Below are 14,276 nucleotides of genomic sequence, written 5' to 3' on the forward strand. Positions count from 1 at the left end.
TTTAGTCATGCTTCGTTGGCTCACAGCCGGAGAATCGCACGGCCCAGAACTCATTGCCATCATTGAAGGTCTGCCGTCGGGTGTCCCGGTCACTCTCGCTCATATCCGCACCGACCTCGCTCGACGAAAGCTGGGCTACGGGCGCGGCGCCCGCATGAAGTTCGAGCAAGACGAGGTGACGGTGTCGGGCGGCGTGGTGCACGGTTTCACGCTCGGCAGCCCGGTGGCCATCCGCATCGGCAACACCGAGTGGCCGAAGTGGGTCGACGTGATGGGCTCTGAGCCGGTCACCGGCCCCGAGCAGACCCCCGAAGAGCACTTCGAGTCGGGCGGCCCGGCCACGCCCACCTCCGGCCGCGGTGCACCCCTCACCCGGCCTCGCCCGGGCCACGCCGATCTGGTGGGAATGCAGAAGTACGGCTTCGACGAGGCCCGCCCGATTCTCGAGCGCGCCAGTGCCCGTGAGACGGCAGCGCGCGTCGCACTCGGCGCCGTGGCCCGAAACTTTCTGGGCGAACTCGGAATCACCCTCGTGAGCCACACTCTTTCCATCGGCCCGGTGCGTGTTCCCGAAAACTCACCCCTGCCCCTGTCCACCGATGTCGACCGCCTCGATGCAGACCCGCTGCGCTGCTTCGACCCGGCGACCTCGGCGCTCATGGTGGCCGAAGTCGACCAGGCCCACAAAGACGGCGACACGCTCGGCGGCGTCGTCGAGGTGCTCGCGTACGGCCTGCCGCCGGGCCTCGGTTCGCACGTGCACTGGGACAGGCGGCTTGACTCGCAGCTCGCGGCTGCGCTGATGGGCATCCAGGCCATCAAGGGTGTCGAGGTGGGCGACGGTTTTCTGACCACCACTCGCCGCGGCTCCGATGCACACGACGAACTCTTTCAGGTCGACGGCGAGATCGAGCGCTCGAGCGACAAGGCCGGCGGCACCGAGGGCGGCATGAGTACGGGCACCGTGCTGCGCGTTCGCGCGGGCATGAAGCCCATCGCCACGATTCCGCACGCCCTCCGCACGGTCGACATCGCCACGGGAGAGGCTGCCTCGGCTCATCACCAGCGCTCTGACGTCTGCGCCGTTCCCGCCGCGGGAGTGGTGGCCGAGGCGATGGTCGCTCTCGTGCTGGCCAACGCTGTTCAGGAGAAGTTCGGCGGCGACGCCATCGCCGAGACGCGCCGCAACCTCGAGTCGTACCTCGCGAACATCCCACCAGCGCTTCGTTCGAGGTCATGACCGTCGTCATCATCGGGCCGCCCGCCGCCGGCAAGACCCGCATCGGCCGTCGCGTGGCCAAGCTGCTCGGGCAGAGCTTCACCGATACCGACAAGCAGATCGTCGCGCTGCACGGCGCCATTCCCGAGATCTTCGAGACACACGGTGAACCGTATTTTCGTCAGCTCGAACGGGCCGAAGTCGTGCACGCTCTCTCGGCTGGGGGAGTGGTGTCGTTCGGCGGCGGCGCCGTACTGAACGTGGCGACCCAGTTCGACCTCGAGACCTGCCTTGTTGTGCTCTTCACTGTCACGAGCGACGCGGTCAAGGCCAGGCTCGGCAATTCGAAACGACCGCTCGTACCCGACGTCGAGGCCTGGCAGCGGGTGGTGGATGCCCGGCGCGACCTCTACGCCGACCTGGCCGACTTCACCATCGACACTTCACACCGCAAAGCCGACGACATCGCCGAAGAGGTCGCCGCCTGGGTGCGAGCGCAGCTCACGAAGGAGAACGTATGACCACCGAGGGCACCACCGACTCAGCAGCCAGCACTGCCAGCACTGCCAGCACCCCCAGCACCCCCACGGTCATCCGCGTCTCGGGTGTCGACCCATACGACGTGGTGGTCGGCCGCGGTGTGCTCGACACCCTGGCGTCCTCGTTCGCTCCGGGCGTTCGCAAGGTACTGCTCGTACACGCCCCGCAGCTCGCCGACTGGGCCAGTTCGATCAGAACTGAGCTCAAGGCCGACTACGAGGTGCTGCTCGCCGAGATTCCCGACGGCGAGGGTGCCAAACGCATCGAAGTGGCGTCATTCCTCTGGCAGATTCTCGGTCAGGCCGACTTCACCCGTTCCGATGCCATCGTGGGCTTCGGCGGGGGAGCGACCACCGACGTCGCCGGTTTCGTCGCGGCCACGTGGCTTCGCGGGGTGCAGCTCATCCAGATGCCCACCACGCTGCTCGGCATGGTCGACGCCGCCATCGGCGGCAAGACCGGCATCAACACCGCCGAGGGCAAGAACCTGGTGGGCGCCTTCTACGCGCCCACCAAGGTCATCGCCGACCTCGACACCCTGGTGAGCCTGCCGCGTAATGACCTGCTGGCCGGCTTCGCCGAAGTGGTGAAGGCGGGCTTCATCGCCGAACCCGAGATCCTCGACATCATCGAGGCTGACGTGACGAAGGCAACCGACCCCACCAGCCCCGAGTTTCGGCGCCTGGTCGAACTCTCGATCGGCCTTAAGGCCCGCGTCGTGGGCGAAGACTTCAAAGAAGCCGGCCTGCGGGAGATTCTCAACTACGGCCACACCCTCGGCCACGCCATCGAGCACACCGAGCGCTACCAGTGGCGGCACGGTGCGGCCGTGGCGGTGGGCATGGTGTTCGCCGCAGAGCTCGGCCGATTGACGGGCAGCCTGTCAGACGCCGCGGTCGACCGGCACCGCAGCGTGCTCGAATCGCTCACCCTGCCCACGAGCTACCCCGTGGGCCGCTGGAACACCCTGCTCGCAGCGATGCAACGTGACAAGAAGGCGCGCGGCAGCATGCTGCGTTTCATCGTGCTCGACGACATCGCCAAGCCCACCGTTCTGCAGGGGCCGGAGACCGCCCTGCTGTTCGCCGCGTACCAGGAGATCGGTTCGTAGCCGAAAGCGACTACACTCTACTGTCGGGTGAAAACCCGCACGACCGAACTTTCTCAACCGAATGGAACCACCTTTTTATGGCTTCGACAAGCGACATCCGTAACGGCGTAGTGATGAAGATCGACGGCCAGCTGTGGGCTGTCATCGAGTTTCAGCACGTCAAGCCCGGCAAGGGTGGTGCGTTCGTTCGTACCAAGATCAAGAACGTGCTCTCGGGCAAGGTCGTCGACCGCACGTTCAACGCGGGCGCGAAGATCGAGACGGCCAACGTCGACCGCCGCGACTACACCTACTCGTACAACGACGGTCAAGACTTCGTCTTCATGGACACCGAGACCTACGAGCAGCTCAGCGTGACCGACGCCGTCGTCGGCGACGCCAAGAACTACATGCTCGAGAACCAGCCCGTCACCATCGCTCTGCACGAAGACGCGCCGCTCTACGTCGAGCTGCCGGCCTCGGTCATCCTCGAGATCACCTACACCGAGCCGGGCCTGCAGGGCGACCGCTCCACCGGCGGCACCAAGCCCGCCACGGTCGAGACCGGCCACGAGATCCAGGTTCCGCTGTTTCTCGAGCAGGGCACGAAGGTCAAGGTCGACACGCGTACCGGCGACTACCTCGGCCGCGTCAGCGACTAGGGACTGACGAACACCGATGAGTTCCCGAACCAAGGCCCGTAAGCGGGCCCTCGACGTTCTGTACGCCGCCGACGTGCGCCAGATCTCGATCAACGAGTCACTGGCCGCCGAAGCTGCCCGCGCCCTCACCGAGCCTGCCCGCGAGGCGTCGTGGGAGTACGCGCGCGAGATCGTCGGTGGCGTGGTCGAGCACGGCTACGAGATCGATGAGCTCATCGAGACGTACGCCGTGGGGTGGACCCTCGGCCGCATGCCGCACATCGACCGTGCACTTCTTCGCATCGGTATCTGGGAGATTCTCTACAACGACGGGGTTCCGGATGTTGTGGCCATCTCCGAGGCCGTCGAAGCTGCCCAGCTCATGTCGACAGACGACTCGTCGGGTTTCATCAATGGAATCCTGGCCAAGATCTCGCAGACCAAGGGCGTCACGCAGTAGAACTTCGTTGCACCGATTCGGTGCGATAGTGTGGAAGACGTAGACAACCTTTAAGAGTCGGCCTGTGAGTCGGAGAAGGGAGTCGGTCATGGCACGAGTAGTGCTGTCTCAGGCTGACATCAACCGGGCGTTGACGCGTATCTCGCACGAGATCCTCGAGTGGAACCGGGGGGCCGGCGATCTTGTCATCCTCGGTGTACCGACCCGCGGGGTGTTTCTGGCCCAGCGCATCGCTGCGATCATCCAGCGCATCGAACCGGGCGCACCGGCGTCTCTCGTGGGGGCCCTCGACGCCACGATGTACCGCGACGACCTGGGCCGCAACGTCACGCGTACCCCGCAGCCGACGCAGATTCCGGCCGGGGGAGTCGACGGCAAGACCGTCGTGCTGGTCGACGATGTGCTCTACTCGGGCCGCACCATTCGTGCCGCGCTCGATGCGCTGAGCGACATCGGGCGCCCCCGCGTTGTACGACTGGCTGTGCTGGTCGACCGCGGGCATCGCGAGCTGCCGATTCGCGCCGACTTCGTGGGCAAGAACCTGCCCACCTCGACCGACGAACGTATCAACGTGCGCCTCAGCGAGGTCGACGAGGTCGAAGAGGTGAGCATCGAGAGCCGCACGATGCCCGAGCAGCCCACCGCACAACCCACCGAGCAGCCCACCGAACCAGGCAACGGCAGCGACGAGCCCGACGGGGGAACCCGATGAGGCACCTGCTCTCGACCAAGACCCTCAGCCAGGGCGAAGCGCTGCAGATTCTCGATGTTGCCGAAGACATGGCCGCCGTCTCGACGCGCGAGGTCAAGAAGCTGCCCGCGCTCCGCGGGAAGACTGTGGTCAACCTCTTCTTCGAAGACTCCACCCGCACCCGCATCTCGTTCGAGGCGGCCGCTAAACGGCTGAGCGCCGACGTGATCAACTTCAGTGCCAAAGGCTCGAGCGTCTCGAAGGGAGAGAGCCTCAAAGACACCGCCCAGACCCTGGCAGCAATGGGGGCCGACGGCGTGGTCATTCGGCACCATGCGAGCGGCGCTCCGCACGTTCTGGCCGAGAGCAACTGGATCGACGCACCCATCGTGAACGCGGGTGACGGCACCCACGAGCATCCGACCCAGGCCCTGCTCGACGCCTTCACCATTCGCCGCCGGCTCTTCGGCGACAGAAGTCGTGGCCGCGACCTCGACGGCGTCAGCGTGGTGATCGTGGGCGACGTGATGCACTCGCGGGTCGCCCGCTCGAACCTCTGGCTGCTGCAGACGCTCGGCGCCCACGTCACGTTCGTCGCTCCTGCCACACTGGTACCGTTCGGCGCCGAAACCGACTGGCCCGTGGGCATCAGCTACGACTTCGACCAGACCATTCGAGACACCCGCCCCGATGTCGTGATGATGCTGCGCATTCAGAGCGAACGCATGAACGCGGCCTTCTTTCCCAACGCCCGCGAGTATTCGCGCGAGTGGGGCCTCGACGACGCACGCCTCGCGTCGCTTCGCCCCGATACGATTGTCATGCATCCCGGCCCGATGAACCGCGGCCTCGAGATCTCGGCGGGTGCCGCCGACTCAGCCCAGTCGACGGTACTCGAGCAGGTCACGAACGGGGTGTCAATACGCATGGCAGTTCTCTACCTGCTCATGTCTGGCGATCGAGAGGTACAACCGTGAGCAACCCGAGTTATCTCATAGTCGGGGCCACGCTTGTCTCCGGCGAGCGTACTGATCTTCTGGTTCAGGATGCCCGGCTCACCCCCGTCGCCCCGAACACGTCGAACAGCAACACGGCGGGCGCCATCCGCATCGACGCTGAGGGCCTCGTGGCGCTGCCCGGCCTCGTCGACCTGCACACCCACCTTCGCGAACCCGGATTCGAGCAGAGCGAGACCGTGCTGACCGGTTCGCGCGCCGCCGCAGCCGGCGGTTTCACGAGCGTCTTCGCCATGGCGAACACCATGCCGGTCTCCGACACCGCCGGCGTCGTCGAGCAGGTCATGGCCCTGGGCGACGACGCGGGGTTCGCCACCGTTCGGCCCATCGGGGCTGTCACCGTGGGCCTCGCCGGCGAACGACTGAGCGAGATCGGTGCGATGGCACACTCGCGCGCCCAGGTTCGGGTCTTCTCCGACGATGGCAAGTGCATCCACGACTCGTTGCTGATGCGCCGCGCCCTCGAATACGTGAAGACGTTCGACGGTGTGGTCGCGCAGCACGCCCAAGACCCGCGCCTCACCGAGAACGCGCAGATGAACGAGGGTGCGCTCTCGAGCGAGCTCGGGCTGAAGGGTTGGCCCGCCGTGGCCGAGGAGTCGATCATCGCCCGCGACGTGCTGCTCGCCGAACACGTGGGCGCACGCCTGCACGTGTGTCATGTCTCGACGGCCGGCTCGGTCGAGGTCATCCGGTGGGCCAAGAGCCGCGGCATCGTCGTGACGGCCGAGGCCACTCCGCACCACCTGCTGCTCACCGAAGATCTCGTGCGAAGCTACGACGCGCGCTACAAGGTGAACCCGCCGCTGCGACGCGACGAAGACGTCGAGGCGCTGCGGGCGGGCCTCGCCGACGGCACGATCGACATCATCGCCACCGACCACGCCCCGCACCCGACCGAGTCGAAGGAGTCGGAGTGGGATGCCGCGTCGTTCGGCATGGTGGGTCTCGAGTCGGCTCTCTCGGTGGCTCAGACTGCCCTGGTCGACACGGGCCTGCTGCAGTGGGCCGACATCGCCCGCGTGCTCTCGCAGAAACCGGCCGAGATCGGCCGCCTGGCAGACCACTCGCATGCATTCGAACCCGGTGCCCCGGCGAACTTCACCCTCTACGACCCGTCGAGCTCGAGCACATTCGACCTCGACCGGCTCGCTGGTAAGAGCACGAATTCGCCCTACCTCGGGCTGACGCTCCCCGGCCGGGTTCAGTACACCTTCCACCACGGCTACCCTACGGTTCTCGGCGGCACCGTTGTTGACAGCACGACCGTCGCGGCCAGCGCCGCGGCCTGGAAAGCAGGCAGAACCCATGGATAGACTCGGCCCCGCCCTCATCGTTCTCGCCATTCTGCTTCTGTTGTACGCGGGCATGGCGCTCGGCTGGCGTGCCCGCAAGCGCCGCCAGGCCGGGTACAGCGCCGCGCCCGAGACGCCTCAGGATGCTGGGCAGCTGCTGCTCGAAGCCCCCATGCTCTACGTGGCGACGACCCCCGCGAACCAGCCGCTCGAACGCCTCACCATCCCGGGCCTCGCCTTTCGCGCCCGCGGAACGTTCATCGTCTGGGAGAAGGGCATCACCCTCTCGCTCGACGGCGAACGCGACGTGTTCGTACCTCTCGCGCGCATCCGTTCGATCGGCACCTCGACGTACACGATCGACCGCGTGGTCGAGTCCGGCGGCCTTGTGCGCCTCGACTGGATTTCAGAGATCACAACGACAGGCGACGCCACCACCGCCGATGTCGAATCGTACGCCCGCATTCTCGACTCAGGCGACAGCATCCGCGTGCTCAGCACCGTGCAGTCGCTTCTTCAGAAACCTCAACTCCCGATGCAGGAAGGCTCGATCGCGTGATCGTAACTGAACCCGCCGTATTCGTTCTCGAAGACGGCCACCGCTACGTCGGCAAGGCGTATGGCGCCCGTGGCCGCACGTTCGGCGAGGCCGTCTTCGCCACTGGAATGACCGGCTACCAAGAGACCCTCACCGACCCGTCGTACGCCGGCCAGATCGTCATGATGACGGCCCCGCACATCGGCAATACCGGTACGAACGACGAAGACCTCGAGTCGGCCAAGATCTGGGTGGCGGGCTTCGTCGTTCGCGACCCCTCGCGCGTCGTCTCGAACCACCGTGCCATCCGTTCGCTCGACGACGACCTGGTTGAGGGCGAGGTCGTGGGCATCAGCGGCATCGACACGCGGGCCGTGACCCGTCACATCCGCTCGGCCGGGGCCATGCGCGCCGGCATCTTCTCCGGTGCTGACTTCGCTCTGTCACCGGATGCCCAGCTCGACCTCGTGCGCCAGGGAGCCGAGATGACCGGCCTGAACCTCTCGAGCACCGTCTCGACGGCCGTGCGGTACACCGTTCCCGCCGTGGGCGAGCGCATCGGATCTGTGGCCGTGCTCGACCTCGGCGTGAAGAAGTCGACCCTCAACTATCTCGCCGACCGCGGATTCGACGTCGAGGTGCTGCCCGAGTCGTCGACCACCGCCGAGGTGCTCGCCCTCGAGCCGAGCGCGCTGTTCTACTCGAACGGGCCCGGCGACCCGGAGGCATCCGAAGGCCATGTTCAGGTTCTGCAAGACGTTCTGCGCGCCGGGGTGCCGTACTTCGGCATCTGCTTCGGCAACCAGCTGCTCGGCCGCGCGCTCGGCTTCGGCACCTACAAGCTGCCGTTCGGCCACCGCGGCATCAACCAGCCCGTGCTCGACCGCACGACCGGCCGCGTGGAGATCACCAGCCAGAACCACGGTTTCGCCGTCGATGCGCCGCGCGAGGGCGTCACCGAGTCGCCCGCCGGTTTCGGCCGGGTCGAGGTGAGCCATGTGAGTCTGAACGATGACGTGGTGGAGGGCATCCGGTGCCTCGACATCAATGCGTTCTCGGTTCAGTACCACCCCGAGGCGGCCGCGGGGCCGCACGACTCGATGTACCTGTTCGACCGTTTTCGCGAAATGGTGCTGACGGGCAGACTCGATATTTCAACCGCAACTCTCGAAACGGAAAGCAAGTAATGCCCAAGAGAGAAGACATCAAGAGCGTTCTGGTCATCGGCTCCGGCCCCATTGTGATCGGCCAGGCGTGCGAGTTCGACTACTCGGGCACGCAGGCCTGCCGCGTGCTTCGCGAAGAGGGCGTACGCGTCATTCTGGTGAACTCGAACCCGGCCACGATCATGACCGACCCCGACTTCGCCGATGCGACGTACATCGAGCCCATCACCTGGCGGGTCATCGAGAGCATCATCGCCAAAGAGAAGCCGGATGCCATTCTGCCGACCCTGGGTGGCCAGACCGCGCTGAACGCGGCCATCGACCTGCACAAGCACGGCATTCTCGAGAAGTACAACGTCGAGCTGATCGGCGCGAACTTCGAGGCCATCAACAAGGGTGAAGACCGCCAGATCTTCAAGGAACTCGTGCTGCAGTGCGGTGCCGACGTAGCCCGCTCGCACATCGCGCACACCGTGGAGGAGGCCGTCGGCTTCGCCGAAGACCTCGGCTACCCGCTCGTTGTGCGCCCGTCGTTCACCATGGGCGGGCTCGGTTCGGGGTTCGCGTACACCGAGGCCGAGCTCCGCCGCATCGTCGGCGACGGCCTGCACCAGAGCCCCACCACCGAGGTGCTTCTCGAAGAGAGCATCCTCGGCTGGAAGGAGTACGAGCTAGAGCTCATGCGCGACACGGCCGACAACACGGTGGTGGTGTGCTCGATCGAGAACGTCGACCCGGTGGGTGTGCACACGGGCGACTCGATCACGGTTGCGCCCGCGCTGACCCTGACCGACCGTGAGTACCAGAACCTCCGAAACATCGGCATCGACATCATCCGCGCGGTGGGCGTCGACACCGGCGGCTGCAACATCCAGTTCGCCATCGACCCCTCGAACGGCCGGGTGATCGTCATCGAGATGAACCCGCGCGTCTCCCGGTCATCCGCCCTGGCCTCGAAGGCCACCGGCTTTCCCATCGCCAAGATCGCGGCGAAGCTGGCCATCGGCTACCGCCTCGACGAGATTCCCAACGACATCACGAAGGTGACTCCGGCGTCGTTCGAGCCCACGCTTGACTACGTGGTCGTGAAGGTTCCGCGTTTCGCGTTCGAGAAGTTCCCGGCAGCGGATGCGACGCTCACGACCACCATGAAGTCGGTCGGCGAGGCGATGGCCATCGGCCGCAACTACACCACCGCCCTGCAGAAGGCACTGCGTTCGCTCGAGAAGCGCGGATCGTCGTTCCACTGGGACGGGCCGGCCTCTGAACTGTCGAAAGACGAGCTGCTCGCCGTTGCCGCCGTGCCGACCGACGGCCGCATCGTGACGGTTCAGCAGGCCCTGCGTGCCGGTGCGAGCATCGACGAGGTCTTCGAAGCCACCAAGATCGACCCCTGGTTCATCGACCAGATCGTGCTGATCAACGAGGTGGCCGACGCGGTCGCCGCCTCACCCCTGACCGACGAAGACACGCTGCGGCTCGCGAAAGACCACGGCTTCAGCGACGTGCAGATCGCGGCGCTCCGCGGCACGACCGAAAACGAGATCCGCGCGATTCGCTACGGCCTCGGCGTTCGCCCGGTCTACAAGACGGTCGACACCTGCGCGGGGGAGTTCCCCGCGCTCACGCCGTACCACTACTCGTCGTACGACTCAGAGACCGAGGTGATGCCGAGCGAACGCCGCAAGGTGGTCATCCTGGGCTCGGGCCCGAACCGCATCGGCCAGGGCGTCGAATTCGACTACTCGTGTGTGCACGCCTCGTTCGCCCTGTCTGATGCCGGGTACGAGACGATCATGATCAACTGCAACCCCGAAACGGTCTCGACCGACTACGACACCAGCGACCGGCTGTACTTCGAGCCGCTGACGCTCGAAGACGTGCTCGAAGTCATCAACGCCGAGAGCCAGAGCGGCGAGCTGGTCGGCGTTGTGGTTCAGCTCGGCGGCCAGACGGCGCTCGGGCTTGCAAAGGGTCTCAAAGCGGCCGGCGTGCCCATCCTCGGCACCACGCCTGAGGCGATCGACCTTGCAGAAGAGCGCGGGTTGTTCGCGGGCATCCTCGATGCCGCGGGCCTGCTCGCACCGAAGAACGGCGTCGCCCACGACTACGACTCGGCCGTCGTCGTGGCCGAGGAGATCGGCTACCCCGTGCTCGTGCGCCCGTCGTACGTGCTCGGCGGTCGCGGCATGGAGATCGTCTACGACAGCCCCTCGCTCGAAGACTATTTTGTGCGCGTGGCCGGCCAGGGCATCGTCGGGCCGACGCATCCGCTGCTCGTCGACCGTTTTCTCGACGACGCCATCGAGATCGACGTCGACGCGCTCTACGACGGCACCGAGCTCTACATCGGCGGCATCATGGAGCACATCGAAGAGGCCGGTATTCACTCGGGTGACTCGAGCTGCACGCTTCCGCCCGTGACGCTGGGTCAGGATGTCATCGCCCGAGTCAAGAAGGCCACGCTCGGCATCGCAGAGGGCGTGGGTGTGCGCGGGCTGCTGAACGTGCAGTTCGCGGTGGGTGCGGGAGTTCTCTATGTGCTCGAGGCGAACCCCCGGGCATCCAGAACCGTGCCGTTCGTGTCGAAGGCACTCGGTATTCCGCTGGCCAAGGCGGCCTCGCGCATCATGGTGGGCGACTCGATCGCCGCGTTGAAGGCCGAAGGCATGCTGCCGAAGCTCGACGGCTCGATTGTGCCGTTCGACGCGCCGGTCTCGGTCAAAGAAGCGGTTCTGCCGTTCAAACGCTTTCGCACGAAAGAGGGTCTGGTCGTCGACTCGGTGCTCGGGCCGGAGATGCGCTCAACCGGTGAGGTCATGGGCATCGACCGCGACTTCCCGCGGGCGTTCGCGAAGAGCCAGGAGGCCGCGTACGGCGGGCTGCCGCTGAGCGGAGCCGTGTTCGTCTCGGTCAGCGACCGCGACAAGCGCGCGATCGTGCTGCCGGTGCTGCGGCTGCAGCAGCTCGGCTTCGAGATTCTGGCCACCATCGGCACCGCAGAGGTGCTGAATCGCAACGGTATTCGCACACGAATCGTTCGCAAGTACAGTGAGGGCGTCGACCTGGCGAACGATGAGCCGACCATTGTCGATCTCATCAATCGCAACGAGGTCGACATCGTCATCAACACGCCCTCCGGTCGCTCGGCGCGGGCCGACGGCTACGAGATTCGAGCAGCGGCGGTGGCGGCCGACAAGCCGCTGTTCACCACCATTGCGCAACTCGGCGCGGCCGTGGCGTCGTTCGACGGCATGAAAGACGGCTTCACCGTGACCAGCATGCAGGAGTACGCGTGGGAACGCGCCGAATCGCTCGAGCGGGCCGAAGAGCTCGTGCGGGCGGGCGCCGGGCAGTGACCACTCCCGTTCCGTTCGGTGAGCGGCTTGCGATCACGTTCGCGACGCTCGGGCAGCTCTGTGTGGGCATCGATCCGCACGACTACCTGCTCGACGCGTGGGAGCTGCCCCGAACGGCCGCGGGGGTTCGTGAGTTCGGGCTCCGCGTGGTGGATGCCGCCGCGGGCCGCGTGGGCATCGTCAAGCCGCAGGTGGCCTTCTTCGAACTGTTCGGCTCGGCCGGGGTGGCGGCGCTCGAAGAGGTCATGGCCGCGGCCCGCGCGGCCGGCCTGCTGGTGATCGCCGACGCCAAACGCGGAGATATCGGCACCAGCGCCGAAGCCTACGGGCGCGCGTGGCTCCAACCGGGGTCACCGCTCGAGGCCGACGCCGTGACGCTGACGGCGTACGCCGGTGTCGGCTCGCTGCAGGCCGTGTTCGACCTGGCCGAGAGTACGGGCAAGGGTGCGTTCGTGCTGAGCGCCACGTCGAACCCCGAGTCGTTCACGCTGCAGTCAGCGCGTACGGTCGGGGCGCCGACGATATCAGGAGCGACGTCGACACCGGCCGCGACGGCTGCGACGTCGACACCGGCTGCGAAGGCAGCAGCGGCAGCAGCTGACTACTCCGTTGCCGGGCTGGTTGCGCACGACGTGAGCACACACAACCGCGCGCGGTCGGGCGGCGGCTCGCACCTCGGTAACATCGGTCTGGTGCTAGGTGCGACAAAAAATCTTCTCGACTACTCGATCGACCGCGACGCCCTCGCGGCCAACCCGATGACCCCGGTGCTTGCACCCGGGTTCGGTTTTCAGGGTGCGCGCTTCAGTGACGTGCACTCGGTGTTCGGGCCGCTGACGCCCGGCACGGTGGTGGCCGTCTCGCGTTCGGTGCTCGCCGCAGGTTCAGCCAGTGGCTCGGGTACCGCCGGCATGGCCGACGCGATCACCCGGCAGAGCGGCGAACTCGCCGACGCGCTGGCCGGAGCCCGTTCGTGAAGCCCCCCGAGGTCGACCGCGTCGCGGCGTCACGGGCAGCCGTTGCCGCCCGCCGAGCGCGGGCAAGCGTGAAGAACGCCGTTGTCTCCGGTGAACGGAGCGCGAGCAGCGTCGTGACCGTGGGGCTCGCCGACAAAGACACGCCCGAAGCGGGGTTGCGGGTACGAGAGCTGCTGTTGTGCATCCCGGGCCTCGGGCCCGTTCGGGGCGACAAGGCACTCGAGAAACTCGCCATCTCGCCCTCGAAACGCATCGGCGGGCTCGGCCGGCACCAGCAGGTGAAGCTGCTCGACTACCTCGCTGTGCGCGCCCCGGGCACGGGGTATGCTCTGCCGCCGACGGAGGTGTCGACGAAGCTGGTCGTTCTGGCCGGCCCCACCGCGGTGGGCAAGGGCACGGTGTCGACCTACATTCGCGAGAACTACCCCGACGTACAGCTGTCGGTGTCGGCCACCACTCGCGCGCCGCGGCCCGGCGAGGTCGACGGGGTGAGCTACTACTTCGTCACCGACGACGAGTTCGACCGCATGGTCGAGTCAGGCGAGTTTCTGGAGTGGGCTGTGGTGCACAACCAGTCCCGGTACGGTACGCCGCGAAGCCCCGTGCGGAGGGCGCTGCGCGAAGGCAAGAGCGTACTGCTGGAGATCGACATCCAGGGTGCACGGCAGGTACGGGCATCCATGCCTGAAGCGGTTCTGGTGTTTCTGCTGCCGCCCACGTGGGATGAGCTGGTGCGCCGGCTCATCGGGCGCGGCACAGAATCGCCCGAAGAACAGGCCCGCCGACTGGCCACCGCGAAGGTCGAACTCGCAGCCCAGGATGAGTTCGATTTTCGGGTCGTGAACAACAAAGTCGACGAGGCGGCCCGCGAGGTCGTAGACTTGATGAATATTTCGTAGGCTGACGTTCGCCTCCCGTCTTTGCAATTCTCCCCCTATCCCGAACCAAGGAGCATCACCATGCCAGCCAAGCCACTCGGCATCATCGACCCGCCCATCGACGAACTGCTGTCGAAAGTCGATTCGAAGTACGCCCTGGTCATCTTTGCCTCGAAGCGCGCGCGCCAGATCAACGACTACTACGCCGACCTGCACGAAGGCAGCCTGTTCGACAATGTCGGCCCGCTGGTCGACTCCGGCATCGACGACAAGCCCCTGTCGATCGCCCTGCACGAGATCAACGAAGACAAGCTCACGGTCAAGGCCAACGCGCCCATCCCTGAGTAGCGTTTATATTTTCTTTCGTGGAGCCCGTCGCTTGGTTGTGGCGGGCTTCATCTTTTTC

14 protein-coding genes are annotated in these 14,276 nt (G+C 66.2%); all 14 read left to right on the forward strand.

The genetic code is table 11. The annotated features are described in order from the left end of the window. Positions 1 to 7: 7 nt before the first annotated feature. The 14 genes from aroC (at position 8) to rpoZ (ending at position 14,218) form a co-directional block, all read left to right on the forward strand. A complete protein-coding gene (gene aroC, locus D4765_RS07825) occupies positions 8 to 1,240 on the forward strand; it encodes a chorismate synthase (protein WP_136641734.1) in 1,233 nt (410 codons plus the stop codon). Further along, a complete protein-coding gene (locus D4765_RS07830) occupies positions 1,237 to 1,740 on the forward strand; it encodes a shikimate kinase (protein WP_136641735.1) in 504 nt (167 codons plus the stop codon). Before aroC ends, D4765_RS07830 begins: the two co-directional genes overlap by 4 nt. After that, complete coding sequence (gene aroB, locus D4765_RS07835; RefSeq protein WP_136641736.1) at positions 1,737 to 2,870, forward strand: 3-dehydroquinate synthase; 1,134 nt, start codon at positions 1,737 to 1,739, stop codon at positions 2,868 to 2,870. The genes D4765_RS07830 and aroB overlap by 4 nt, the downstream gene beginning before the upstream one ends. A gap of 77 nt (positions 2,871 to 2,947) precedes the next feature. Next, entirely contained in the window at positions 2,948 to 3,511 is a 564-nt protein-coding gene (efp, locus tag D4765_RS07840; RefSeq protein ID WP_136641737.1) for an elongation factor P, read from the forward strand. A 16-nt stretch (positions 3,512 to 3,527) separates the two neighbouring features. Then, complete coding sequence (gene nusB / locus D4765_RS07845; protein WP_136641738.1) at positions 3,528 to 3,950, forward strand: transcription antitermination factor NusB; 423 nt, start codon at positions 3,528 to 3,530, stop codon at positions 3,948 to 3,950. Positions 3,951 to 4,038: 88 nt separating this feature from the next. Next, positions 4,039 to 4,662, forward strand: coding sequence for a bifunctional pyr operon transcriptional regulator/uracil phosphoribosyltransferase PyrR (pyrR, locus tag D4765_RS07850; protein ID WP_136641739.1), 624 nt, complete (start codon positions 4,039 to 4,041; stop codon positions 4,660 to 4,662). Continuing rightward, positions 4,659 to 5,618, forward strand: a complete 960-nt coding sequence (locus D4765_RS07855; RefSeq protein WP_136641740.1) for an aspartate carbamoyltransferase catalytic subunit — start codon at positions 4,659 to 4,661, stop codon at positions 5,616 to 5,618. The genes pyrR and D4765_RS07855 overlap by 4 nt, the downstream gene beginning before the upstream one ends. After that, a complete protein-coding gene (locus tag D4765_RS07860; protein WP_136641741.1) occupies positions 5,615 to 6,973 on the forward strand; it encodes a dihydroorotase in 1,359 nt (452 codons plus the stop codon). The genes D4765_RS07855 and D4765_RS07860 overlap by 4 nt, the downstream gene beginning before the upstream one ends. Further along, a complete protein-coding gene (locus tag D4765_RS07865; RefSeq protein ID WP_136641742.1) occupies positions 6,966 to 7,511 on the forward strand; it encodes a PH-like domain-containing protein in 546 nt (181 codons plus the stop codon). The genes D4765_RS07860 and D4765_RS07865 overlap by 8 nt, the downstream gene beginning before the upstream one ends. Then, positions 7,511 to 8,677 carry a glutamine-hydrolyzing carbamoyl-phosphate synthase small subunit gene (gene carA, locus D4765_RS07870; protein ID WP_136641770.1) on the forward strand — a complete coding sequence of 389 codons (1,167 nt, stop codon included), beginning with the start codon at positions 7,511 to 7,513 and terminating at the stop codon, positions 8,675 to 8,677. The genes D4765_RS07865 and carA overlap by 1 nt, the downstream gene beginning before the upstream one ends. Continuing rightward, positions 8,677 to 12,015, forward strand: a complete 3,339-nt coding sequence (gene carB / locus D4765_RS07875; RefSeq protein WP_136641743.1) for a carbamoyl-phosphate synthase large subunit — start codon at positions 8,677 to 8,679, stop codon at positions 12,013 to 12,015. The genes carA and carB overlap by 1 nt, the downstream gene beginning before the upstream one ends. Continuing rightward, the gene (gene pyrF / locus D4765_RS07880) at positions 12,012 to 12,992 is read left to right on the forward strand and encodes an orotidine-5'-phosphate decarboxylase (RefSeq protein ID WP_136641744.1); all 981 of its coding nucleotides are present in this window, start codon (positions 12,012 to 12,014) and stop codon (positions 12,990 to 12,992) included. Before carB ends, pyrF begins: the two co-directional genes overlap by 4 nt. Next, the gene (gene gmk, locus D4765_RS07885) at positions 12,989 to 13,891 is read left to right on the forward strand and encodes a guanylate kinase (protein WP_136641745.1); all 903 of its coding nucleotides are present in this window, start codon (positions 12,989 to 12,991) and stop codon (positions 13,889 to 13,891) included. Before pyrF ends, gmk begins: the two co-directional genes overlap by 4 nt. Before the next feature lie 60 nt (positions 13,892 to 13,951). Beyond that, positions 13,952 to 14,218 (forward strand): DNA-directed RNA polymerase subunit omega, encoded by a 267-nt coding sequence (gene rpoZ, locus D4765_RS07890; RefSeq protein ID WP_104243599.1) that lies wholly within the window; start codon positions 13,952 to 13,954, stop codon positions 14,216 to 14,218. Positions 14,219 to 14,276 lie beyond the last annotated feature (58 nt).

The sequence above is a fragment of the Subtercola vilae genome (assembly GCF_004923255.1).
GTDB classification, from domain to species: Bacteria; Actinomycetota; Actinomycetes; order Actinomycetales; family Microbacteriaceae; genus Subtercola; species Subtercola vilae.

What these genes read in the sequence shown, in the direction of transcription:
- aroC (WP_136641734.1), top strand. Translation starts at nt 8, where the DNA reads ATGCTTCGTTGGCTCACAGCCGGAGAATCGCACGGCCCAGAACTCATT.
- D4765_RS07830 (WP_136641735.1), top strand. Translation starts at nt 1,237, where the DNA reads ATGACCGTCGTCATCATCGGGCCGCCCGCCGCCGGCAAGACCCGCATC.
- aroB (WP_136641736.1), top strand. Translation starts at nt 1,737, where the DNA reads ATGACCACCGAGGGCACCACCGACTCAGCAGCCAGCACTGCCAGCACT.
- efp (WP_136641737.1), top strand. Translation starts at nt 2,948, where the DNA reads ATGGCTTCGACAAGCGACATCCGTAACGGCGTAGTGATGAAGATCGAC.
- nusB (WP_136641738.1), top strand. Translation starts at nt 3,528, where the DNA reads ATGAGTTCCCGAACCAAGGCCCGTAAGCGGGCCCTCGACGTTCTGTAC.
- pyrR (WP_136641739.1), top strand. Translation starts at nt 4,039, where the DNA reads ATGGCACGAGTAGTGCTGTCTCAGGCTGACATCAACCGGGCGTTGACG.
- D4765_RS07855 (WP_136641740.1), top strand. Translation starts at nt 4,659, where the DNA reads ATGAGGCACCTGCTCTCGACCAAGACCCTCAGCCAGGGCGAAGCGCTG.
- D4765_RS07865 (WP_136641742.1), top strand. Translation starts at nt 6,966, where the DNA reads ATGGATAGACTCGGCCCCGCCCTCATCGTTCTCGCCATTCTGCTTCTG.
- carB (WP_136641743.1), top strand. Translation starts at nt 8,677, where the DNA reads ATGCCCAAGAGAGAAGACATCAAGAGCGTTCTGGTCATCGGCTCCGGC.
- rpoZ (WP_104243599.1), top strand. Translation starts at nt 13,952, where the DNA reads ATGCCAGCCAAGCCACTCGGCATCATCGACCCGCCCATCGACGAACTG.